The 21,810-nt window shown below is 63.5% G+C and carries 22 protein-coding genes; 9 read left to right on the top strand and 13 right to left on the bottom strand.

Features of this window, described 5'->3' with window-relative positions:
• Positions 1-15: 15 nt before the first annotated feature.
• The gene (locus tag ACN50D_RS30425) at positions 16-1,533 is read right to left on the bottom strand and encodes a leucyl aminopeptidase (RefSeq protein ID WP_211921191.1); all 1,518 of its coding nucleotides are present in this window, start codon (positions 1,531-1,533) and stop codon (positions 16-18) included.
• Positions 1,534-1,691: 158 nt separating this feature from the next.
• Between ACN50D_RS30425 and gcvT the strand changes: the two genes are divergently transcribed.
• Both gcvT and ACN50D_RS30415 read left to right on the top strand, forming a co-directional pair.
• A complete protein-coding gene (gene gcvT, locus ACN50D_RS30420) occupies positions 1,692-2,792 on the top strand; it encodes a glycine cleavage system aminomethyltransferase GcvT (RefSeq protein WP_019748918.1) in 1,101 nt (366 codons plus the stop codon).
• Positions 2,793-2,824: 32 nt separating this feature from the next.
• Positions 2,825-3,928: a branched-chain amino acid aminotransferase gene (locus ACN50D_RS30415; RefSeq protein WP_003941766.1), complete on the top strand. Its 1,104-nt coding sequence runs from the start codon at positions 2,825-2,827 to the stop codon at positions 3,926-3,928.
• Here ACN50D_RS30415 and ACN50D_RS30410 read toward each other — a convergent pair.
• From ACN50D_RS30410 to ACN50D_RS30385, 6 genes are all read right to left on the bottom strand, one after another.
• On the bottom strand, positions 3,922-4,743 hold the full coding sequence (locus tag ACN50D_RS30410) for a dienelactone hydrolase family protein (protein WP_007730045.1): 822 nt from the start codon (positions 4,741-4,743) through the stop codon (positions 3,922-3,924). The genes ACN50D_RS30415 and ACN50D_RS30410 overlap by 7 nt on opposite strands.
• 123 nt (positions 4,744-4,866) lie before the next feature.
• The gene (locus ACN50D_RS30405) at positions 4,867-5,841 is read right to left on the bottom strand and encodes a GlxA family transcriptional regulator (RefSeq protein WP_042452794.1); all 975 of its coding nucleotides are present in this window, start codon (positions 5,839-5,841) and stop codon (positions 4,867-4,869) included.
• Between the two features lie 9 nt (positions 5,842-5,850).
• Positions 5,851-6,618, bottom strand: a complete 768-nt coding sequence (locus ACN50D_RS30400; RefSeq protein ID WP_080961137.1) for an adenosylcobinamide-GDP ribazoletransferase — start codon at positions 6,616-6,618, stop codon at positions 5,851-5,853.
• Positions 6,619-6,620: 2 nt separating this feature from the next.
• Positions 6,621-7,766, bottom strand: coding sequence for a nicotinate-nucleotide--dimethylbenzimidazole phosphoribosyltransferase (cobT, locus tag ACN50D_RS30395; protein ID WP_054187294.1), 1,146 nt, complete (start codon positions 7,764-7,766; stop codon positions 6,621-6,623).
• 23 nt (positions 7,767-7,789) lie between these two features.
• Entirely contained in the window at positions 7,790-8,377 is a 588-nt protein-coding gene (gene cobU / locus ACN50D_RS30390; RefSeq protein WP_039973133.1) for a bifunctional adenosylcobinamide kinase/adenosylcobinamide-phosphate guanylyltransferase, read from the bottom strand.
• Positions 8,378-8,379: 2 nt separating this feature from the next.
• Positions 8,380-9,036, bottom strand: a complete 657-nt coding sequence (locus ACN50D_RS30385) for a DUF3043 domain-containing protein (protein ID WP_007730051.1) — start codon at positions 9,034-9,036, stop codon at positions 8,380-8,382.
• 134 nt (positions 9,037-9,170) lie between these two features.
• Here ACN50D_RS30385 and ACN50D_RS30380 point away from each other — a divergent pair, with 134 nt between their 5' ends.
• The 3 genes from ACN50D_RS30380 (at position 9,171) to ACN50D_RS30370 (ending at position 11,913) form a co-directional block, all read left to right on the top strand.
• Complete coding sequence (locus ACN50D_RS30380) at positions 9,171-10,238, top strand: glycerate kinase (RefSeq protein WP_211921189.1); 1,068 nt, start codon at positions 9,171-9,173, stop codon at positions 10,236-10,238.
• Positions 10,239-10,388: 150 nt separating this feature from the next.
• Entirely contained in the window at positions 10,389-10,739 is a 351-nt protein-coding gene (locus tag ACN50D_RS30375; RefSeq protein WP_007730053.1) for a HesB/IscA family protein, read from the top strand.
• Positions 10,740-10,935: 196 nt separating this feature from the next.
• On the top strand, positions 10,936-11,913 hold the full coding sequence (locus ACN50D_RS30370; RefSeq protein WP_003941700.1) for a carbohydrate kinase family protein: 978 nt from the start codon (positions 10,936-10,938) through the stop codon (positions 11,911-11,913).
• A 63-nt stretch (positions 11,914-11,976) separates the two neighbouring features.
• On the opposite strand, the gene asnB is transcribed toward ACN50D_RS30370, so the two are convergent.
• The gene (gene asnB, locus ACN50D_RS30365; RefSeq protein WP_003941790.1) at positions 11,977-13,902 is read right to left on the bottom strand and encodes an asparagine synthase (glutamine-hydrolyzing); all 1,926 of its coding nucleotides are present in this window, start codon (positions 13,900-13,902) and stop codon (positions 11,977-11,979) included.
• Positions 13,903-14,221: 319 nt separating this feature from the next.
• On the opposite strand from asnB, the gene ACN50D_RS30360 reads away from it, so the two are divergent.
• Both ACN50D_RS30360 and ACN50D_RS30355 read left to right on the top strand, forming a co-directional pair.
• Complete coding sequence (locus tag ACN50D_RS30360) at positions 14,222-15,286, top strand: cytochrome c oxidase subunit II (protein WP_030537048.1); 1,065 nt, start codon at positions 14,222-14,224, stop codon at positions 15,284-15,286.
• 39 nt (positions 15,287-15,325) lie between these two features.
• The gene (locus ACN50D_RS30355) at positions 15,326-15,742 is read left to right on the top strand and encodes a cytochrome c oxidase subunit 4 (protein ID WP_003941723.1); all 417 of its coding nucleotides are present in this window, start codon (positions 15,326-15,328) and stop codon (positions 15,740-15,742) included.
• A 109-nt stretch (positions 15,743-15,851) separates the two neighbouring features.
• On the opposite strand, the gene ACN50D_RS30350 is transcribed toward ACN50D_RS30355, so the two are convergent.
• On the bottom strand, positions 15,852-16,241 hold the full coding sequence (locus tag ACN50D_RS30350; RefSeq protein WP_211921187.1) for a DUF3224 domain-containing protein: 390 nt from the start codon (positions 16,239-16,241) through the stop codon (positions 15,852-15,854).
• Between the two features lie 66 nt (positions 16,242-16,307).
• Between ACN50D_RS30350 and ACN50D_RS30345 the strand changes: the two genes are divergently transcribed.
• A complete protein-coding gene (locus tag ACN50D_RS30345; RefSeq protein ID WP_075833449.1) occupies positions 16,308-16,604 on the top strand; it encodes an antibiotic biosynthesis monooxygenase family protein in 297 nt (98 codons plus the stop codon).
• Positions 16,605-16,753: 149 nt separating this feature from the next.
• Here the strand turns inward: ACN50D_RS30345 and ACN50D_RS30340 are convergent, their stop codons facing one another.
• The 4 genes from ACN50D_RS30340 to ACN50D_RS30325 form a co-directional block, all read right to left on the bottom strand.
• Entirely contained in the window at positions 16,754-18,358 is a 1,605-nt protein-coding gene (locus tag ACN50D_RS30340; RefSeq protein WP_007730057.1) for a cytochrome b, read from the bottom strand.
• A gap of 59 nt (positions 18,359-18,417) precedes the next feature.
• Positions 18,418-19,560: a ubiquinol-cytochrome c reductase iron-sulfur subunit gene (locus ACN50D_RS30335; RefSeq protein WP_007730058.1), complete on the bottom strand. Its 1,143-nt coding sequence runs from the start codon at positions 19,558-19,560 to the stop codon at positions 18,418-18,420.
• On the bottom strand, positions 19,557-20,408 hold the full coding sequence (locus tag ACN50D_RS30330) for a cytochrome c (RefSeq protein WP_003941682.1): 852 nt from the start codon (positions 20,406-20,408) through the stop codon (positions 19,557-19,559). Before ACN50D_RS30330 ends, ACN50D_RS30335 begins: the two co-directional genes overlap by 4 nt.
• A 64-nt stretch (positions 20,409-20,472) precedes the next feature.
• Complete coding sequence (locus ACN50D_RS30325; RefSeq protein WP_007730060.1) at positions 20,473-21,084, bottom strand: cytochrome c oxidase subunit 3; 612 nt, start codon at positions 21,082-21,084, stop codon at positions 20,473-20,475.
• Between the two features lie 127 nt (positions 21,085-21,211).
• On the opposite strand from ACN50D_RS30325, the gene ACN50D_RS30320 reads away from it, so the two are divergent.
• On the top strand, positions 21,212-21,700 hold the full coding sequence (locus tag ACN50D_RS30320; protein WP_054826532.1) for a hypothetical protein: 489 nt from the start codon (positions 21,212-21,214) through the stop codon (positions 21,698-21,700).
• Positions 21,701-21,810: the final 110 nt, after the last annotated feature.

Here is a 21,810-nt window from a genome sequence, read left to right as displayed (position 1 = left end):
GCGCACAGCAAGGGGTCAGCCGTTTACCGCGATGTCCTCCAGGACCGAGATCATCGTGCGAACGGGAACGCCGGTACCGCCCTTGCCGGTGTAACCCCACGGCCCTGACGTGTTGTAGGCCGGCCCCGCGACGTCGATGTGCGCCCACTGGACACCCTCGGGAACGAATTCCTTGAGGTAGTGAGCTGCGACCAGCATGCCGCCCCAGCGGTGTGGGGTGACATTGGCCATGTCGGCGACCTTGGAGTCGAGATCTCCGCGCAATTCCTCCGGCAGCGGCATGGCCCAGCCGTTCTCGCCGACGCTCTGCGAGATGGAGGCGACGCGGTCACGGAACTCGTCGGTGCCCATGACTCCGGGGGTGCGGTTGCCGAGCGCGACCATCTGCGCACCGGTCAGGGTGGCGGTGTCGATCATGTAGTCGGGATTGTCCTCACCCGCGCGAACCATCGCGTCGGCAAGAATCAAACGGCCCTCGGCGTCGGTGTTGACGACCTCGATGGTGATTCCGCCGTACTGGGTCAGCACGTCGCCGGGACGCTGGGCGGTCGCGGACGGCATGTTCTCGGCCATCGGTACGTATGCGACGACGTTGACGGGCAGGCCGAGCTTGGCGGCAAGCACGACGGTGGAGATGACGGCTGCGGCGCCGCCCATGTCCGAGGTCATGTTCTCCATACCGGCGGCGGGCTTGATGGAGATTCCGCCGGTGTCGAAGGTGATGCCCTTACCCACCAGTGCGACCTTGCGGGCACCACGCTTCTTCGACGCGTATTCGAGGCGGACGAGACGCGGCTGGCGTGACGAGCCCTTGCCGACGCCGATGATTCCGCCGTAGCCACCCTTCTCGAGTGCCTTCTCGTCGAGAACCTGGACGGTGAGCCCGGCCTCGACGCCCAGTGCCTTCGCGCGCGCGGCGAACTCGGCGGGGTAGAGGTGGCTCGGGGGAGTGTTGACGAACTCGCGTGCGGTGGCGACGGCCTCGGCGATGGCAGCCGACCGTGCCAGCGTCGCTTTGGTCTCCTTCGTGCGCGGCGACGGCACCAGAAGTTCGACTCGGGCAAGTGGCTGCGAATCGGGACCGGGAGCCGTCATGGACGACTTGAATTCGGTGAAGCTGTACGCGCCCAACGCAAATCCTTCGGCGGCTGCACCGAGGTCGAGGATCGAGAGCGTGGTTGCGACGGTGTCGATGCCGGACAACGAGCGAGCTGCGGCGCCGGCGGACTTACGGATCTGCTCGCTGCCGAGCTTGTCGGCGGAGCCGAGTCCGACGGCGAGAACGCTGGTGACCGACAGTTCGCTCGGTGCCGGGACACGAGTGAGCTGCTCGGGCTTGCCGGTGGCGCCGACGGCGATGAGGCTGTCGAGGATCTCGGCGAGTACGTCTTCGGCGACGATGCCTTCGCTGAGTGCGATTTCGGGGCCGTCCGGGCCCGACGTCAGACCGACGACCAATAACTCTGCGCGCTTGGCGACTGTGCCGGCGAGAACGAGGTCGGGTCCCAACGATCGGGCTGTGCGAGTGCTCAAGGTGTCTCCTGTGAGGTGAGTGTGCGATGCGTCCGGTTCTGGCGGATGCCTGAGTCGATGTTAGGCCCTTTGCAGTTTGCGGACGGGCGATCGTCACGGTCGGGTGAGCTCTCGCTGCGGACATGTTTCGATCGGCGAAGTCCGATAGGTTGTGGGCCATGACCGACGAACAACTGTTGCAGGGCCCGATCCACCCCGTCCACGTCGAACTCGGCGCGACGTTCGCGCCGTTCGGGGGGTGGCAGATGCCGGTTTCGTACGCCGGCGTCGTGGCCGAACACACCTCTGTGCGTGAGAATGTCGGACTCTTCGACGTCAGTCACCTCGGCAAGGCCGTCGTGCGTGGCGCGGGCGCCGCGGAATTCGTGAACTCCGCACTGACCAACGACCTGAACAAGATCGGGCCGGGTAAGGCTCAGTACACGTTGTGCTGCAACGAGTCCGGTGGTGTCATCGACGACCTCATTGCGTACTACGTCAGCGACGACGAGATCTTCCTCGTCCCGAACGCAGCCAATACCGCGGACGTCGTTGCGGCTCTGGTCGCTGTGGCACCGGATGGAATCACCGTCGAGGATCAGCATCGTGCCTACGGTGTGCTGGCTGTGCAGGGTCCGAAATCGGTGGCGGTTCTGACCGCTCTGGGACTTCCCACCGAGATCGAGTACATGGCGTACGAAGATGCGGAATGGAACGGCGTGCCTGTTCGTGTGTGCCGCAGCGGTTACACCGGTGAGGTCGGCTACGAACTCCTGCCGCGGTGGGAGGACAGCGAGCCGTTGTTCCGCGCGCTTCTCGAGGCAGTGCGCGCCGAGGGTGGGCAGGCCGCCGGACTCGGCGCCCGTGACACTCTTCGTACCGAGATGGGGTATCCGCTGCACGGGCATGAGCTTTCGCTCGAGATTTCTCCGCTCGAAGCGCGCTGCGGATGGGCGATCGGTTGGAAGAAGCCGACATTCTGGGGCAAAGAGACCTTGACCGACGAGAAGGCTGCCGGCCCGGCTCGCAAACTCTGGGGGATCAAGGCTCTCGATCGCGGCGTGCTTCGTGCCGGCCTCGGTGTTCTGCGTGACGGCGAGGCAATCGGCGAGACCACCTCGGGGACGTTTTCGCCCTCGCTCAAAGTGGGAATTGCGTTGGCGCTCCTCGATTCCGGTGCCAATGTCTCGGCCGGCGACGAGATCGAAGTCGACGTCCGTGGTCGTGCTCTTCGGTGCGTCGTGGTGTCTCCTCCGTTCGTGGAGACCAACACCAAGTAGAGAGCTTTTTCACGTTCGATAGGATTGCGCCCATGACAGGTGCCGCCGATTTCGTTCGTGTTCAGAGCTCGTCCCCGAAGTCCGACGCCGAGCGCCGTGACATTTTGGCGGCGCCCGGCTTCGGGCGGCACTTCACCGACCACATGGTCTCGATCGACTACACCGCGGGCAAGGGCTGGCACGACGCCCAGGTGTTGCCGTACGGAAACATCGAGCTCGATCCGGCCGCAATGGTTTTGCACTACGGACAGGCCATCTTCGAGGGCCTCAAGGCATACCGTCAGCCGGGTGGCGAGATCAGCTCGTTCCGCGTCGAGGCCAACGCCGAGCGTTTCGCGGCATCTGCGCGCCGTCTGGCCATGCCGGAGCTCCCGTCGCAGATGTTCATCGATTCCATCACCGAACTGATCGACGTCGATCTCGACTGGGTTCCCGCAGCCGGTGGCGAGGACGCGCTCTACCTCCGTCCGTTCATGTTCTCCACCGAAGCCGGACTCGGTGTCCGTCCCGCCGACGAGTACCGCTACCTGCTGATCGCCTCGCCTGCCGGTGCGTACTTCCCGCGCGGCGTCAAGCCGGTCAGTGTGTGGCTGTCCACCGAATACGTTCGCGCGGCCCCCGGTGGTACCGGCGCGGCCAAGTTCGCCGGCAACTACGCCGCTTCACTCCTCGCCCAGGCGCAAGCCGCCGACGAGGGTTGCGACCAGGTGGTCTGGCTCGACGCCATCGAGCGCACGTACGTCGAGGAAATGGGTGGAATGAACCTGTTCTTCGTCTTCGGCTCGGGCCCCGACGCTCGCCTCGTGACGCCGTCGCTGTCCGGTTCGTTGTTGCCAGGCATCACGCGCAACTCGTTGCTTGCCCTTGCCGCCGATTCCGGTTTCGCCGTCGAGGAGCGCAAGATCAGCACCGACGAATGGCGCACCAAGTGCAAGAGCGGTGAAATCACCGAGGTCTTCGCTTGCGGCACAGCAGCAGTCATCACCCCCGTCGGACGCGTCAAGTCCGCCGAGGGCGAGTTCACCATCGCCGACGGCGAGCCGGGTGAGGTGACGATGGCACTGCGCGACACCCTCACGGGTATCCAGCGCGGAACCTTCGCCGACACCCACGGCTGGATGACGAAACTTCACTGATCGCTGGTTCGTTCCGCGAGCAATCGCTCCCGGAAGAACTGCAGAATCTCGTCTCGTGCGACGGTGGTGGGCGATCCCGCCTCGTCGACGAGATGAGCCGTCACCACGCTGTGTGGATTGGCAATGACGTGTTCGAAGAACGGCGACGTTGTCGCGTTGGCCGCTTCGTCGGGTAGTACCTTCCCGACGAAGCGCTCGCCCAAGGCCTTCGAATAGGCGGCGAATCGTTGTGCGCGGCAGAACGAGTCACCTCGAAAGCGGTATGCAAGCACCGTGAGGTCTTCGGCCTCGAGTCTCGAGCGCACGGCTTCGAGTTCTTCGGGCCCGCTGTCGGTTTCGTCCGGTCGATCGAGCGGTAACGACGGTTGGGCGAGAACCGGCGCGATGACCGAGGGTTCGAGCATCATCGACAACGCGAAGTTACCGGTGAAGCACATTCCGATCACGCCGACGCCAGGTCCGCCGCTCTCCTCATGGGCGGAAGCGGCGAGTGAACGCAGCCAACGGACCGCCGGACTCGGTTCATCGGCAGCGAGGGCGCGGAATTCTGCACTGACGCAGGCTCTCTTGAATACCGTCAGCCCCTCGTTCACTGTGGGGACCGCGCCGTCGTGCCCGAACAGTGACGGAACGAAGACAGTGAAACCGGCGTCGCGCACCCAGCGGGCGAATCGCGCTACATGCGGGCTGATGCCCGGCATCTCCGGCATGACGATTACTGCGGGACCGGTGCCGGCCACGTACACGGACTTCGCCACTGCGTCGATGGTGATCGTTCGACGGTCGAAGTCTTCGAGCGGATCGTCTTCGGTCATGCTCCGGTTCGGCACGGTGAGTCCTCTCAGTAGTCGAAACAATTCCTCTGCACAGTCTTTCGGCGCGGGATCGACTACAGAAGAGGGCGGTTCGCCATGTTTTCGGGCGGGCTCGCCACGCACCTATCCCGCGCCGCCGTTGCGGAATCGCTTTCGGTAGTCGGCCGGGCTGATGCCGACGCGGTCGGTGAACAGGCGACGGAAGGTTCCAGGATCCTGATAGCCGATGTGCCCCAGGATCTTTCCGAGAGACCAGTCGGTCGATTCCAACAACCGTTTAGCTTTTCGGATCCGTGCACGCTGCAGATAACTGCGCGGCGATTCCCCGGTCTCGTCCTTGAACTTCCGAAGCATGGTTCGGGTGCTGAGGTGAAAAGCACTCGACAGCAGATCCAAGTCGTAAGGTTCCGCCATCCGTTCGACCAGCCACCTTCCGACGTCGTCGGCAAACTGTGTGTGTTTGGCGGGTAGCATCGAGTCGAGGATGTACGGAGCTTGACTGGTTCGGTTTTCGGGCGCCAGCGTAATTCTTGCGGTCGTACGCGCAATCTTGTCGCCGAGATGCTCGCGCACGAGTGCTGTTGCGAGGTCGAGCGCGGCGGTGAACGCAGCAGTGGTGGTGACGCCGTCGTCCTGGACGATCAACGAGTCGGTTCGAACCGTCGCACCGGGGTAACGACTTGCGAGGTCCGCACCGTACAGCCACGACGTCGTACATCGGCGTCCGTCGAGCAGTCCCGCCTCGCCCAGCAGATACGCGCCGACGCAGACCGACGACACCCGAACGCCGCGCGCCTCGCACGCACGGATGAACTCGATTTCTCTGTCCCACAGCGACAAACGCGTCGCAGGGTCTTCGGACGGCACGAGTTCGAACCCCGGCACAACCAGGTGATCGATGTCGTGATGCCCCTCCTGCACGCCGAGCGAAAATCCACCTGCCGCAACGACGGGCGTGCCGGACGCTGCGATGACCGATACCTCGAAGGGGTCGGCGGGCGCTCCATCAGCGACGCGATTGGCGATCAGGAGAAGGTCGGTGAAAACGAAGATCTCGGCCGCGAGGCAACCTTCGTACGCAAGGACACCTACTCGCACGACGTCGGATCACAGTCCGAGAGTGAGGCCGACGGCCGTAAGCGTCACAGTGAGTTCGAGTGCGAATCCGAGAACGTCTCCGTTGAGTCCGCCGAATCTACGGACGCAGTGACGCACGCACAGCACACTGATCACCAGCGCCGACGCGGTCACGAGAGGGCCGAGCCACCACCGGTCGGTGGCAAAGCCGGAAGCGGCGATCAGCGGAACCGACCACACGATTGCGGCCCACAGCGGTTGTGAATCGGCGACGAGCGCACCGAATCCGCTCGGGCTCGACGCGAGAATACCTCGGCGGCAGGCAAAAACGACGGCCACACGACCCGCAGCGACAGATACGAGAACGGCGATCCACTGCGTGGGGGAGTCGGCAACAGCGAGGACGCCGAAGGAGACCGATTGCAGCCCGAGGAAGATGAACAGTGCCGCGACCCCGAACGGTCCGGCACCGCCGCTGTGCATGACCTCGCGGGCGCGCTCCGGTGGACCGTAACAACCCAGTCCGTCGACGGAGTCTGCCAGTCCGTCCACGTGCATCCCGCGTGTCCCGAGAGCGAGCGCACCTACCGTCAGCAAGCCTGCGAGATAGGGATTCAGGCCGATACTGGTTGTGCCCCAGAGCAGAAACGTCGCGGCAATGCCGAGAGCGATCCCGGTGAGCGGAGCTGCCGCGATGGCGCGACGGCCGGCAGTTCGATCGATGTCGGAGGGACCACGAACCGGAAGGACCGTCAGCCACGAGAAGGCCAGCGGCACTCCGGACAGCGGGCCCGCCACGCTCACTCCGCCGTATCGGTCTTGGTCAGGTCGATCGACTCCGGTTCGTCGGCAGGTGCGCTGCCCTGAGTGCTGACACCGGCTTCGGAGAATGTCGCCATCTTGCTCAGGATTGCCACTGCGCCCTGAAGAATCGGGAGAGCGGTGACTGCACCTGAACCTTCACCGAGACGCATGTCGAACTCGACGATCGGGTCGAGACCCATTCGGGTCAATGCGATGGTGTGGGCGGGTTCGGTGGAGCGGTGTCCGGCGACCCACCATTCACGTGCGCCGAAAGCCAGTTCGTCGGCAACCATGGCGGCTGCGGTGACCACAACGCCGTCGAGGATCACCGGCGTACGACGCGAAGCTGCCTGGGCCAGAAAGCCGGCCATCGCGGCGAGGTCGGCACCCGAAGACGTGCGCAGCAGCGCGACTGTGTCGCGAACGTGCGGACGGGCACGCCGGAGAGCGTCGCGAATCGCTGCGGTCTTGCGGATCCATCCGGCGTCGTCGATACCGGTACCTCGACCCACGACCGCGACGGGTTCACTGTCCGTGAGTGCGGCGATGAGTACGGTTGCGGGCGTCGTATTGCCGATGCCCATGTCGCCGGCGATGAGAAGATCTGCGCCCCCGTCGATTTCCTCGTCCGCGATCGCTCGGCCGGCGGCGATGGCCTGAAGGGTTTCCTCGTTCGACATGGCGTCTTCGCGGTCGATGGACCCGGAAGACCTGCGCACCTTGTGGTTCGAGACGGACGGATCGGTATCGCCGTCCACTGCGATGTCGACGACGCGTACCGTGGCGCCGGCGACCTCGGCGAGGACGTTGACTGCCGCGCCGCCCCCGAGGAAGTTGGCGACCATCTGTGCGGTCACTTCCGGCGGATAGGCGGAGACGCCGTTGCGGGCGATTCCGTGATCACCCGCGAACACGACGACGCGAGGCCGAGCGAAAGCGTGTGGGGGACAAACTCCTTGGCAGGCTGATGCCCAGCCGGCGAGAGCCTCCAGTCGGCCCAGCGAACCGGCCGGCTTGGTCAGATCACGCTGACGCGCATCGGCCTGCGCTCGCACCTCGCGGTCGGGCGGGGTGACGGGTTCGAAGTCGGCGCTACTGACTGGCGCGACGTCAGGGTTGGCATCTGGATTCGCCCCTGAAATGGCCCCTGGATTGGCCTCGGTACTCACATCGTGCCTTCCGGTTGTGCAGCAGTATCTTTCAAGATGAGCGGTAACCCTGCAACCACTAGTACGACACGATCGCACACCGCGGCGATACGAGCGTTGAGAGTGCCGATCTCGTCGCGGAACAATCGTCCGGACCGCGTCTCGGGGATGACGGCCAAACCCACTTCGGGGCTGACCAGCACCAGGTGTCCGCGGTAGTTCTCGACACTGGCGACCAGGCTGTCCGCCGCGGGCGTGACGGTGCCGCGCGGTGCGTCCCAGGCGCCTTGCCGATCGAGTTCCGCGGTCAGCCACGTTCCCAGATCGTCGACCAACGTCGCTGTGTGTGAATCGCTTTCGAGTTGCGCCGCGAGGTCACCGGCATCTGCGGTTTCGACCGTCGACCAATGGGAGGGCCGTCTGTTGCGGTGCTGGTCGATCCGGCTCTCCCAGTCTGCGTCGGAGACATCACGTCTGGCTGTCGCCAGGTACCGGACCGGTGCCGAACTTTCGGGTAAGTGGCCTGCACAAACCAAATCCTCGGCGTGCGCGGACTTACCAGACCGCGCGCCGCCGAGGACCAAAGTTCTATACGTGTTCGTCACGCTCAGATTGCGTCGCCCGGCCCCACACGAGGCTTCGGTGCGCGCAGCTTACGGATCTGCGACGCGCGAACGAACGCGTACCAGCCGAGCTTGAATCCGCCGTCGGTGCTGTCGGGGAAGCGCTCGGCGACGCGGTTGTTGATCATGCGACCGAGCCAGATGCCTTCACCGACCATGAAGAGCATCATCACGAGCATTGCCAGTGTGACGATCTGCTGGAGCGCGGGCGTGACGAACATGGTCATGATGAGGATCAGCGCGAGCGGCATGAACAGCCCGACGAGGTTGCGGCGAGCGTCGATGAAGTCACGGACGTAGGCGCGAACCGGTCCCTTGTCGCGGGGGAGCAGGTACTTGTCCTCGCCGGCGAGCATGCGGGCGCGGCGGTCTGCCGACGATGCGCGACGCTCGGCGGCTTCGGCCTTGCGGTCCTCCTTGGAGCCGCGGGTCGCCTTGCGGCGGGCGCGGGCTTCCTTCGCGGTCAGCGGGGCAGGGGCAACGGGGCCACGCCTCTTCGCCTCGGCGTCACGACGCTTGGGTGTGGGGCGGCCCTTGCCCACCTGCTCGATGGGCGCCTCTTCGGAGGCCGAGGATGCCTCAGTGCCCTCGACGTCACGTTTGTCGGAGTTGTCTGAGTCACCGCGGCGTAGCAATTTCACACCTCCAGGCTATTGGATAAGTGCACGGTCTGGGAAACCGACCTCGGTCTTTCTGAAAAACCCAATCGCCCGAGGCACTGAAACGCGCGAGATCGTGAAACATCGGGGTCATTCGCGACTCTTAGACTTCGGCTATGCGGGTAATAGTTGCTCCGGATTCATTCGGCGAAACCCTGACTGCCGTCGCGGCGGCCGAATCCATTTCTGCCGGCTGGCGGCGCGGTCGACCCGGCGACGACGTCGTCACCGCGCCACAATCCGACGGTGGTCCGGGATTCGTCGACGTCTTGGCCACGGCCGGGGGCGACATCCGGACTGCACGGGTGTCCGGGCCTTTGACCGCCGCCGTCGACGCCACGTGGCTGTTCGATTCGGACACGGCGTACATCGAGTCCGCCGAGGCCGTCGGGCTCGGCCTGCTCGGAGGTCCGCCGACGCGGGACACTGCACTCGCCGCGCACAGTCTCGGTGTGGGAGAGCTGATCGCTGTCGCGCTCGAGGCAGGCGTGAAGACGGTTGTCGTCGGACTCGGTGGGAGTTGCTGCACCGACGGGGGACGTGGACTGGTGGAGGCGCTGGGCGGCCTGGAGGTTGCAGCGGCGGCTACGGCAGGCACTCAGTTGGTCGCCGCCACCGACGTCGAACACGTACTTCTCGGCGAGCACGGTGCGGCAGCGGTGTTCGGCCCGCAAAAGGGTGCCGACGCCGAAGCTGTCGCTGTTCTCGAAGCGCGGAACGCGAGATGGGCCGAACAGTTGGAGTCCGCCACCGGAAAACGAGTGTCGGATTTTCCGGGTGCCGGCGCCGCGGGTGGTATCGGTGCCGCGCTCTTTGCGCTCGGTGCACAGCGGCGATCCGGGGCCGACGTCGTCGCGGATCGCACCGGACAGGCCGCGCTACTGGCTTCCGCTGACCTGGTGATCACAGGCGAAGGCAAGTTCGACCACCAATCTCTGCGCGGCAAACTCGTCACAACGCTCGCTTCGGCGGGGGCAGCGCACGGCGTTCCGACGCTCGTCTTTGCCGGCCAGGTGACGCTCGACGAGGCGGACTATGCGTCGACCTCGATAGTCGCGGCGAAGTCGGTGACGGATTTCGCCGGGTCGGTGGAACGTGCGATGGAGGAAGCGTCGGCGTGTCTCGAGGGACTCGCCGAACACACGGCGCGCGAGTGGAACTTCTGGCGCGGCGTCCGGAGGTGAGGATCCACAAGCGTCGATGCGCCGTTGCCGTGTCTGGAAGACCGGATAGGATGAAGATGAATCGCACCCGGTAAAGGACTGGCGGGAATAAGTCGGCAGCGGCGTACCGTTGAAGCGTTCACGGGTTGGTACGAACATTAGGGAGAGCCCATGACTGTGCAGAACGAGACCGCCACCCACGGCGTCAAGATGACCGAGGCCGCGTCCGCCAAGGCGAAGGCACTCTTCGATCAGGAGGGTCGCGACGACCTCGCGCTGCGTATTGCAGTGCAGCCCGGCGGCTGTGCCGGACTGAAGTACCAGCTGTTCTTCGACGACCGCACGCTCGACGGTGACCTCACTGTCGACTTCAACGGCGTCAACCTGGTTGTCGACCGGATGAGCGCGCCGTACGTCGAAGGTGCGTCCATCGACTTCCTCGACACCATCGAGCAGCAGGGCTTCTCGATCGACAACCCCAATGCAACAGGCTCCTGCGCCTGCGGTGACTCGTTCAACTGAGTCTGTCGATCACAACTCAATTCACGAACAACTGACGCGGAACCGACATTCGGTTTCGCGTCAGTTGTTTGTGGTGACTCGTACGTAGACCGTTCCGATCCGACAGCTCGGGCGCCGATGACGGCGCTACGGGCGGTAACGTGAACTTTTGCTCCTCTTTCATTCTTGTACTCACTTCGCTGAAAGGCCACGATCCGTGACTATTGCGGTAACCGGTTCCATCGCCACCGACCACTTGATGCGCTTCCCCGGCCGCTTCGCCGATCAGCTCCTCGCCGATCAGCTCGCCCACGTTTCGCTGAGTTTCCTGGTCGACGATCTCGTGATTCGCCGCGGTGGTGTCGGCGGCAACATCGCTTACGCCATGGGCGTGCTCGGTGGGTCCCCGCTACTCGTCGGCGCAGTCGGTGCCGACTTCGCCGAGTACCGCACGTGGCTCGAGGACAACGGCGTCGACTGCAGCGCGGTCCGTATCTCGGACAAGGCACATACGGCGCGTTTCGTGTGCACCACCGACGAGGACATGGCGCAGATCGCGTCGTTCTACCCCGGTGCGATGAGCGAGGCTCGCGAGATCGAACTCGCGGCAGTGGCCAAGACTGCGGGCGCAGTCGAGTTGGTGCTGATCGGCGCCAACGACCCCGAGGCCATGGTTCGCCATACCGACGAATGCCGTCTGCTCGGGATTCCGTTCGCAGCGGATCCGTCGCAGCAGCTTGCCCGCCTGTCCGGTGACGAGGCCAAGGCGCTCATTCACGGCGCGAAGTACTTGTTCACCAACGAGTACGAGTGGGGTCTGCTTCAGCAGAAGACTGGTCTGAGCGAGGAAGAGATCCGCGCGCAGGTCGGCATCCGTGTCACCACCCTCGGCTCCAAGGGTGTGGAAATTGTTGACGCCGAAGGTAATTGGGTGCGTGTCGACGTAGTGCCCGAGACCGGCAAGGTGGATCCGACGGGCGTTGGTGACGGCTTCCGCGCCGGGTTCCTGCTCGCACACGGCGCCGGTCTGAGCTTCGAGCGTGCTGCACAGTTGGGATCTTTGGTCGCTGTGTTGATTCTCGAGACCGTGGGAACGCAGGAGTGGGTGTTCAATCGCGACGAGGCACTCAAGCGCCTTACCGACGCATACGGCAGCGCGGCAGCGGACGAGATCGCGACGATCCTGCCGAAGTAGGGCTCCGCCCCGTGAGTGGTTGAGGAGTCCGGAGACTCCCTAACCGCTCACGGGGCCGAAGGCCTAGATATTGACCGGGTACACCGGTTCCTGGATCTGCGGCACGATGCGCTTCTCCACGAAGATTCCGTGCCAGACCATGAAGGTCAGGACGGTCCACAGGCGTCGGCTGTGGTCGGACACGCCCTCGCGGTGATCGTTGAGCATCTTCACGACGGCCTGCTTGTCGAAGATGTGGTCGGTACCCGACTCCTCGATCTGCAGATGTGCCCAGTCGAAGAGTTCGGTGCCGCGCAGCCAGTGGCGTAGGGGAACCGGGAATCCGAGCTTCGCACGGTGCAGAACATGGTGCGGCACAATGCCTTCCAGGGCCTGGCGCAGTGCGTACTTGGTTGTGTCCTTCGTGATCTTCTGATCGAGCGGTACGCGTGACGCGACGTCGAAGACCTCGGGATCGAGGAACGGCACACGCAGTTCCAGCGAGTTGGCCATCGTCATCTTGTCTGCCTTGACGAGGATGTCGCCGCGCAGCCAGGTGAACAGGTCGAGATGCTGCATTCGCGCAACCGGATCCCAGTCCCGTGACTGCGCGTAGATCGGCGCAGTGACGTCCTGGTGAGTCCACTCGGGGCGGAAATCGCGCAGGACGGCGCGGAGCTGAGCGTCGTTGAAGCTACGAGCATTTCCGTAGTAGCGCTCCTCGAGCGTCAAGGAACCGCGGTTGAGCAGACTCTTGCCACGAGTGCCGTCCGGGATGCGTTCGGACAACTTGCCGGCAGCCCGACGCAGTCCCTTGGGGAGGTACTCGAAAGGCTTGAGCGACAACGGCTCACGGTAGATCGTGTAGCCGCCGAACAGCTCGTCGGCACCCTCGCCGGACAGCACGACCTTGACGTGCTTGCGCGCTTCCTTCGCGATGAACCACAGCGGAATCAATGCCGGATCGGCTACCGGGTCGTCGAGGTACCAGACGATCTCGGGGATGGCAGCGGCGAACTCGGCGGGGGAGACCACCTTGACGACGTGCTTCGCGCCGATCGCTGCGGCAGATTCTGCAGCGACGTCGACCTCGGAATAGCCCTCACGTTCGAAACCGGTCGTGAAGGTGATCAGGTTGGGGTTGTGGCGCATCGCCAGCGCCGCGATCGCCGTGGAGTCGATACCACCGGACAAGAACGAACCGACGGTGACGTCGGCGCGCATGTGCTTGGCGACCGAATCCTCGAGTGCCTCGGCGATTTCCTGGTAGCGCGCCTTCTCGGTGCCAGGTGCAAAAGGCTTGGCCGGGAACTTCGGCGTGAAATACCGCGTGAACGTGGGCTCCTCGCCCGGACGCACCCGAGCGAAGCTGCCCGACTCCAGGCGTCGGATCTGCTTGTGCAGTGTTTCCGGCTCCGGTACGTACTGCAGAACGGTGTAGTGCTCGATGGCACGCGGATCCAGCTCGGTACCGATGCCGATCAGATCGGTGAGTTCGAGCAGGCTCTTCTTCTCGCTGCCGAACGCGGTGCCGCCGGCGCCGGTCGCGATGAACAGCGGCTTGATCCCGAATGGATCGCGCGCGATGAACAGCTCGCGTGTGTCGGTGTCCCAGATCGCGAACGCGAACATTCCGCGCAGGCGCCGGACCGCGTCCTCACCCCAGTAGTGGAATGCAGCGACGATGGCCTCGGAGTCGCCCTCGGTGAAGAACTTGGCGTCGTGGTCCTTGACCAGTTCGGCGCGGATCTCCAAGTAGTTGTAGATCTCGCCGTTGAACGTGAGCGCATAACGCTCCGGGTTCTCCGGTGGGCCCCAACGCAGCGGCTGGTGGGAATGAGCGATGTCGATGATCGCCAGGCGGTTGAACCCGAAGACGAGGTGATCGTCGTTCCACGTCCCGTGTTCGTCCGGCCCGCGGTGACGAAGGCAATGCATCGCCTGGTCGACCCGCGAGACGGCGTCCTCGCTGGTTCCGCCAGATGTCAGTAGCCCGAGCAGTCCACACACAGCGTCCGGTTCCTCGATTCAGAATTTTTGTACAGAAGGCTCCCGGACACGAGTGTCGGGGAGAGGTCAACGAACTCTTGACGAAAGTATGCCGCAGATCGACGTCCCTGCCGATCGCGGCGGAACGAATCGACGTGATGTGCGTCGCCGAAACGACCTGAGCCGTTCCTGAGCAGCACCTGAGAGAGCTGTGTGACGTCCGCCGCGACACGGGCGAGGACCCGAGGATGGATAGCGCCCGGCTTTGGTCTACGCTGCGTAGTAATTGGGCCTTCCCTCCGGGCATGCCCTAGTTGAATTTTGTGGCGATCAGGAAGGCGTGAACGTGGCGCAAGGTCGGATCCTTCGGCGAGCGGGGCTGGCAGTATCTCTGGGCATTGCTGCCTTGCTGCTGTCGGGTTGCTCCATCGACAACGAAGTGCTTCGTTTCGGGTGGCCTTCGGGCATCACCCCGGAGGCGACGCGCATGCGTGAGCTGTGGACGTGGTCGGTTGTAGCCGCCCTCGTCATGGGTGTGCTGGTGTGGGGGCTGGTCTTCTGGGCCGTCATCTTCCACCGCAAGAAGAAGGACTCGCCGGAATTCCCGCGTCAGACGGCATACAACGTGCCGCTCGAACTCGGTTACACGGCAGTTCCCTTCGTCATCATCGCGGTTCTCTTCTACTTCACCGTCATCGTTCAGAACCATGTTCTGGACAAGACGGACAACCCTGACGTCGTTGTAGACGTCACGGCCTTCCAGTGGAACTGGAAGTTCGGCTACCGCTCCATCGAGTTCGGTGACGGCTCCGCCAAGTACAACGGAATCGACGTCGAGGCCGAAGAGGCTGCCAAGACCGAGGGTTCCACCGTGAACGAACACGGGGAAGAAGTCCCCGGCCCGATCCACGGCAACAGCACCGAGGACCTGAGCTACCTGCACTACGACAAGATCGAGACCGTCGGCTCCAGCCAGGAGATCCCGATCCTCGTTCTGCCCACCGGCAAGCGGATCCAGTTCGAACTTGCTTCCTCGGACGTCATCCACGCTTTCTGGGTGCCTGAGTTCCTGTTCAAGCGCGACGTTCTCCCGAACCCCAAGGAGAACCACTCGGACAACATCTTCCAGATCAGTGAGATCGAGAAGGAAGGCGCGTTCGTCGGGCGTTGTGCAGAAATGTGTGGCACGTTCCACGCGATGATGAACTTCGAGGTTCGTGCGGTTTCGCCCGAGGACTTCGCCAAGTACATCGAACTGCGCAAGGGTGACGCGGAGGGCAAGGGTGGTCTGACGACCGCTGAGGCTCTGCAGGCAATCGGTCAGTCGCCGGTGGCTACGTCGACCACGCCGTTCAACACCGACCGCGAGTACCGTCAGGCAACCGTCGCCACTGCAGGCAACTGAGCCGGCCAGCCTCTTCACTGAACAAGGACAAGTGCTGATATGAAGATCGAAGCCAAGCTCTTCGAGATCCTGACGATGTTCTTCATTCTCGTCGCGATCATCTACGGAGTGTTCACCGCTCTGTCACGCACAGGTATCGAGTGGGCCGGACTGACGGCCATCGTCCTGTCTGCAGGTCTGACGCTCATCGTGGGTACCTACTTCCGCTTCGTCGCCCGTCGTCTGGACACCCGTCCCGAGGACTACGACGACGCTGAAATCTCGGATGGTGCAGGAGAACTGGGCTTCTTCAGCCCGGGTAGCTTCTGGCCGATCCTGCTTGCCGCTGCTGCTGCACTCGCGGCAGTGTCGCTGGCGTACTTCCAGCCGTGGCTCATCGCAGTCGCAGTTGTCTGTGTGCTCGCCGCAGCCGCAGGCCTGGTGTTCGAGTACTACACCGGACCCGAGAAGCACTAGTTTCACCCGCACTCGAACAGAGGCGCCGCACCCACCCGGGTACGGCGCCTCTGTTGTCGTTTATGTACGTTTCGGTGGTAGGAGGGTGCCTGTCAACAACCGCTCTCTGTCAATCGTGGAGCGAGTATTCGAGGTCGTAGCGGTGCAGACCGTCGACGACCTCCAGCTCGAGAGTGCCTGCGATGCCCTTCAACTCGCCGGTTCCGGACCCCGGCACGATCTCGTACAGAAGCTTCTGCGTTCCGTCGATCATCTGACCGAACTGCTGCAGGGCGAACGATCCCACAGCTTCGTCGACCTGCCCCGTGACAAACTCCAAAGCGACATAGCCCGCTGCACCGGCTGTCGGATCGCCCGCGGACAGCATCAGGCCGGACGACGTGCCTTCGATGCCGCCGATGAACGTCTTGTCGAACTCGAAGCGTCCGACGCGTCCGGAGAGCTCAGGATCGGCGGGGCGAAGATCGATCTCGAAGGTGCCGCGTGCATGGGATGTCATGGTCCGAGTATCTCACCAGGCGACAACGCCTCGAGGGGACTCCCGAGAACGTGCAACACTCCGTAGATGATTCTCGAACATGCCGTCCTGCAGGTCGATCCGTCGCAGTCAGCGCGTTTCGAGGCCGCATTCGACGTGGCCCGAACCATCATCTCCGAGGTTCCCGGATTCATCAGGCTGCGGCTCTCGCACTGCCTGGAATCACCGGAGCGATATCTCCTGCTGGTCGAGTGGGAAGACGTGGAGTCACACACCATCGGCTTCCGTCAGTCCACGGGATACGAGAAGTGGCGAGAACTTCTCCATCACTTCTACGAGCCGTTCCCGACGGTGGAGCACTATTCAACTCTGTTCGAGGACTAGTAAGGCGTAGTGCCCGCTGTTGTCGGCGCTCGGACAACGAACCGGGGGAGTGGTGCCCACTTGGAGGTTGTCCATACTGAATCGCTCAGAGAACGAGTGAGGCCCCGAACCGGAATCCGGTTCGGGGCCTCACTGGTCAACTGACGTTCTTAGTGGAGTTCTCCACTGGAACCATCGGACTTGCCGTTGGTTCGGTTCTGGTAGTCCAGAAGGATCTGAAGCTGCTCGTGCTCAGCTTCGTGATGAGCGGCTTCGAGAGCCTCGCTCTCCTCGACTGGGTCAGCGGTGATCAGGCTACCGCTACCGGGCTTGCCGGCGAGGCCGAGCTTGTTCATCTTCTTCGGGACAGCAGCACCCTGGTACTCGAGCGGGATCGGGTGTCCGTGCTCGTCGACGGGGCCGAGCGGCTGGTGGATCTCGATGTACTGGCCGTTCGGCATCCGCTTGATGATGCCGGTCTCGATGCCGTGTTCGAGGACTGCACGGTCACTGCGCTGCAGGCCGATGCAGAACCGGTACGTCACGAAGTACGCGATGGGCGGAAGGATGACCATGCCGATACGGCCGATCCACGTCATTGCGTTCAGCGAGATGTGCAGGTGGTACGCGATGATGTCGTTGATGCAGGAGATCGTGAGCACCAGGTAGAACGCGATGGACATCGCACCGATAGCGGTACGGACCGGCACGTCGCGCGGGCGCTGCAGGATGTTGTGGTGAGCGTCGTCTCCGGTGAGACGCTTCTCGATCCACGGGTACGCGATCAACAGTGCGAAGACGAGGCCCATGATCAGGGCGACGGCGAACACTGCAGGGATCGTGTACCGGTTGAACAGATAGATCTCCCACGCCGGCCACAGTCGAGCAAGGCCGTCCGTCCACATCATGTAGATATCGGGCTGGGAACCTGCCGAGACCTGTGACGGGTTGTACGGACCGATGTTCCACACGGGGTTGATCTGGAACAGACCACCGAGCAGTGCGAGCACGCCGAAGGTCATGGCGAAGAACGCGCCACCCTTCATCGCGAAGACCGGGAGGATGCGGACGCCGACGACGTTCTGTTCCGTACGGCCGGGGCCGGGGAACTGCGTGTGCTTCTGGTACCAGACCAACGCGAGGTGGCCGGCGATCAGAGCCAGGATGATGCCCGGGAACAGCAGCACGTGAGCGACGTAGAGACGCGGGATGATGAGGTCGCCGGGGAAGTCGCCGTCGAAGATCAGCCAGTGCATCCAGGTACCGACGATCGGGATACTCATCGTGATACCACCGAAGGCGGCGCGGAGGCCGGTGCCCGAGAGCAGGTCGTCGGGGATGGTGTAACCGAAGAAGCCTTCGAACATCGCCAGGATGAGCAGCAGGCAGCCGATGACCCAGTTCGCTTCACGTGGGCGACGGAAGGCGCCGGTGAAGAAGATGCGAGCGAGGTGAACGATGATCGACGCCGCGAACATCAGTGCAGCCCAGTGGTGAATCTGGCGAACGAAGAGACCGCCGCGCACCTCGAAGGAGATGTTCAGGGTCGTCTCGTAGGCGCGAGACATCGTGACACCGCGAAGCGGCTGGTATGCGCCCTGGTAGACGACGTGTGCCATCGACGGATCGAAGAACAGCGTCAGGAACACACCGGAGATCAGCAGGATCACGAAGCTGTAGAGCGCGATCTCGCCGAGCATGAAGGACCAGTGCGTCGGGAAGACCTTGTTGATCTGCCGGCGCATGCCTGCGGCGAGGTGGTAGCGGGAGTCCATAGCCTCCGCTTGTCCAGCCGCTGCCGCGCTGATCTTGGACGGTTTGGTTGTTGTTGTGGTCACGGTCGACGCTCCCAAAATGCCGGGCCGAGTGCTTCGATGAAGTCACCGTCGGCGACCAGGAAGCCCTCTTCGTTCACTGTAATAGGCAACTGCGGAAGTGCGCGAGCAGCGGGACCGAAGATCGGCTTGCCGTAGGTCAGTGCGTCGAACTGCGACTGGTGGCAGGGGCACAGAATACGGTTGCTCTGCTGTTCGTAGAGCGAGGTGGGGCAACCCAGGTGGGTGCAGATCTTCGAGTAGGCGAAGTAATCGCCGTAGTTGAAGCTTTCCTGGCCCTTGCGCTTGGTGACACGCGCGGTGTCTTCCGTGCGGAGGCGGATGAGCATCACCGAGTTACGAATGCCGCGCAGTGCTGCGAGCAGAGCGTGCTCGTCGCCACGGTCGGACTCGCGGAACGGGAAGACCGTTTCCATCGAACCGGCATCGAGATCTTCCGGGCGAACGAGGACGATGTCCTCGGGACGGCCGGTGTCACGACGCAGGTAGATGGTCTCGCCCGGGTAGTTCGGGGTCCAGCCGGACACCCACAGAGGTGAGTCGTCGCCCTTGGCCCACGGGTTCTTGATGAGTCCGCCGAGGGGCATGACCATCATGACGCCGAGTGCGCCGCCGCCGAACATCAAGCTGCGCTTGATGGCCTTGCGGCGGGGGAGGGTGGACGTCTCGAGGGTGTCGCCGAGCTCGGCGACGATCGTGCGACGATCGACCTCGGTGGAACCACCGTCGTGGCGGTCCTGGATCGAGACCTCTTCGGGGATGAACTTCTTCGTGAACTGAACGGCACCGATGCCGACGCCGAGGATCGCCAGACCCATGGTCAAGCCGATCAGCGGGGTGTACAGGCTGTACTTGCCGTAGTTCTCGTCACCGGCGCCTGCGTACTCCCAGGGCCAGAACAGGTAGATCGCGATGAACGCGATCGCCGAAACGCCGGCGAGGCCGAACCAGAAGGCGACGTTGCGCTCGGCGCGCTTTTCCGCCCTGGTGCCCTTTACCGACCAACGATCACGGCGGTAGACGACATCGACGCCATCGAGATTGGTACCCAGCTTGACCAGGTCGTCGCGTGACATCGCGTCGAGCTCTTCATCTGTGTACTTCTTAGGCGTATCGCCGCCATGCTGGCCAGCGTCGCTCATGACCTTGCTCCGATCCACAATGCTGCACCGACGACAGCGATGATTCCGACGGCCCACATGGCGAGACCCTCAGAGGCCGGACCGAGGCCACCGAGCCCGTACCCACCGGGGTCCTTCGACTCGCCCGACGACTTGACGTAGGCGATGATGTCCTTCTTCTCCTCGATCGTCAGCTGACGATCCGAGAACTTCGGCATGTTCTGGGGACCGGTAACCATGGCAGCGTAGATCTGCTGCTCGCTGGCCGGATCCAGGACCGGGGCGTACTTGCCCGAGGACAGTGCGCCACCGCGGCCGGTGAAGTTGTGGCACGACGCGCAGTTGAGCCGGAAGAGCTCACTGCCGCGTCCGACGTCGCCACCGCGCAGCGAGGACTGGGCGATTTCGCCGTTCTCGTCGCGGATGAGCGTCGGGCCGCCGCCGTTGGCCTGGATGAAAGCGCCGAGGGCGTCGGTCTGCGCAGCATCGAACTTGGGGTCCTTGCGTGCAGCCTGGGCCTCGTTGCGAGCTGCCGGCATACGACCAGAGGAGACCTGGAAGTACACGGCTGCTTCGCCGACGCCGATGAGGCTGGGACCGCGGTCCTGCACGCCCTGCAAGTTCGCGCCGTGGCACGTGATGCATGACGTGTCGTACAGCTGCTTGCCTTCACGAATCAGGGCTGCTGAATCGTCACTGGCGGTCGCAACCTGCGGAGCTGGTGTCAACGCCGAAGCGAGGAAACCTGCGCTGATCAATCCCATCATCAATACGAGCGCGCCAGTGACGCGCCGGCGGATTTTCCGCTGGCGACGCGACTTCGCGGCATTCGCTGAGTTATCGGATGCGGGAGGGGGGGATGAACTCATCTGTATCCCTTTGGTATGTCGGGACGGAACTGGACGTCAGGGGCTGCCTGGGGCGTACAGCTGATTAACGGATGAAATAAATCGTGGCAAACAGCGCGATCCACACGATGTCGACAAAGTGCCAGTAGTACGAAACAACGATCGCGGCGGTGGCCTGGGCGGGCGTGAACTTGCTGACCCGGGTACGTGCGATCAAGAAGACGAAGGCGATGAGACCGCCGATGACGTGCAGACCGTGGAAGCCGGTGGTCATGTAGAACACCGAGCCGTACACGCTGCTCGAAATCGTGGTGCCCTCGTGCACGAGGTGGTAGTACTCGTAACCCTGGCCGGCGACGAAGAACGCCCCCATGACCAAGGTGATGGTGTACCAGCGACGAAGTCCGAAGACGTCGCCACGCTCAGCCGCGAAGACACCCATCTGGCAGGTGAACGAAGATGCGATAAGCACCAAGGTCACCGGCACGGCCAGATAAAGGTTCAATTCGGTTGGCTCCGGCGGCCAATTTCCGTTCGCCTGAGCTCGTGCCACGAAGTACATGGCAAAGAGCCCTGCGAAGAACATGAGCTCACTTGACAACCACACGATGGTGCCAACGCTGACCATATTCGGCCGGTTCAGCGAGTGCACGCGTTGGGTGATTGCCGATCCTGAAGTCCCTACTGCGCTCGTCACAGACAGAAGTATGACGCTTCGTCGTAAGAGACGACCACTCGGGTCCACCATCGGCGCGTCGCTCGGCTCGAGTTCGCGGGATCGGGCGGCGAACGCGCTGGTGGCGTGGTCGGAATATGCTGGCGCGATGGCAGCTACACACAAGAGTAGACCGTGGTTCCTGAGAATTTTCGGCACGAAGATTCCGACACCGCTCGATGCAGGGCGGTCGGATCTGGTCGTCGTTGCCGAAGGCTTCGACGACGCCGAGGCGAGCTCGACGGCTCTCGAACGTGCCGCCTCCACCGAGCCGGAGTTCAGGGCGGAGTCCGAAGTGGTTCTGCGGCATCATCTCGACCTCCCGGAGGGCTCGGTAGCCGATGCCGAGAGCATCGTCGCCCAGGACGGATATGTGCGAGGCTCGAGTCGGCCCGAGGACGTGACTCCGGTGGTCGAGAATTCGGTTCGCGTCGTCTTCGAGCGTGTCCAGGTGCTTGACGCCCTGCATTGCTCCCAGGAGCGGTCACGAATGGCTGGTCTGGCGCAGCGACTCGGTGGTTCGGTCGCCGGGTGGGACGCGCTCCAGCCCCCGATACTTGCGGAGGCGCCGCCCAAACGCGGTCGCAGAAAGTCCTGAGCGGCCCTATTCGGTTTCCTCGTTACCTCACTGACTAGGCTGCGAGGGTCATCGGCAGCACAAAATGGCAGCGCGAAACGACAGCTCGAAACGACAGCTCGAAATCCAGC

The sequence above is a fragment of the Rhodococcus sp. SB1D genome, assembly GCF_048573875.1.
In the GTDB taxonomy this organism is placed as follows: domain Bacteria; phylum Actinomycetota; class Actinomycetes; order Mycobacteriales; family Mycobacteriaceae; genus Rhodococcus_F; species Rhodococcus_F qingshengii.
The sequence above is the reverse complement of the archived record's forward strand: the minus strand, read 5'-3'. Positions and strand labels throughout refer to the sequence as shown.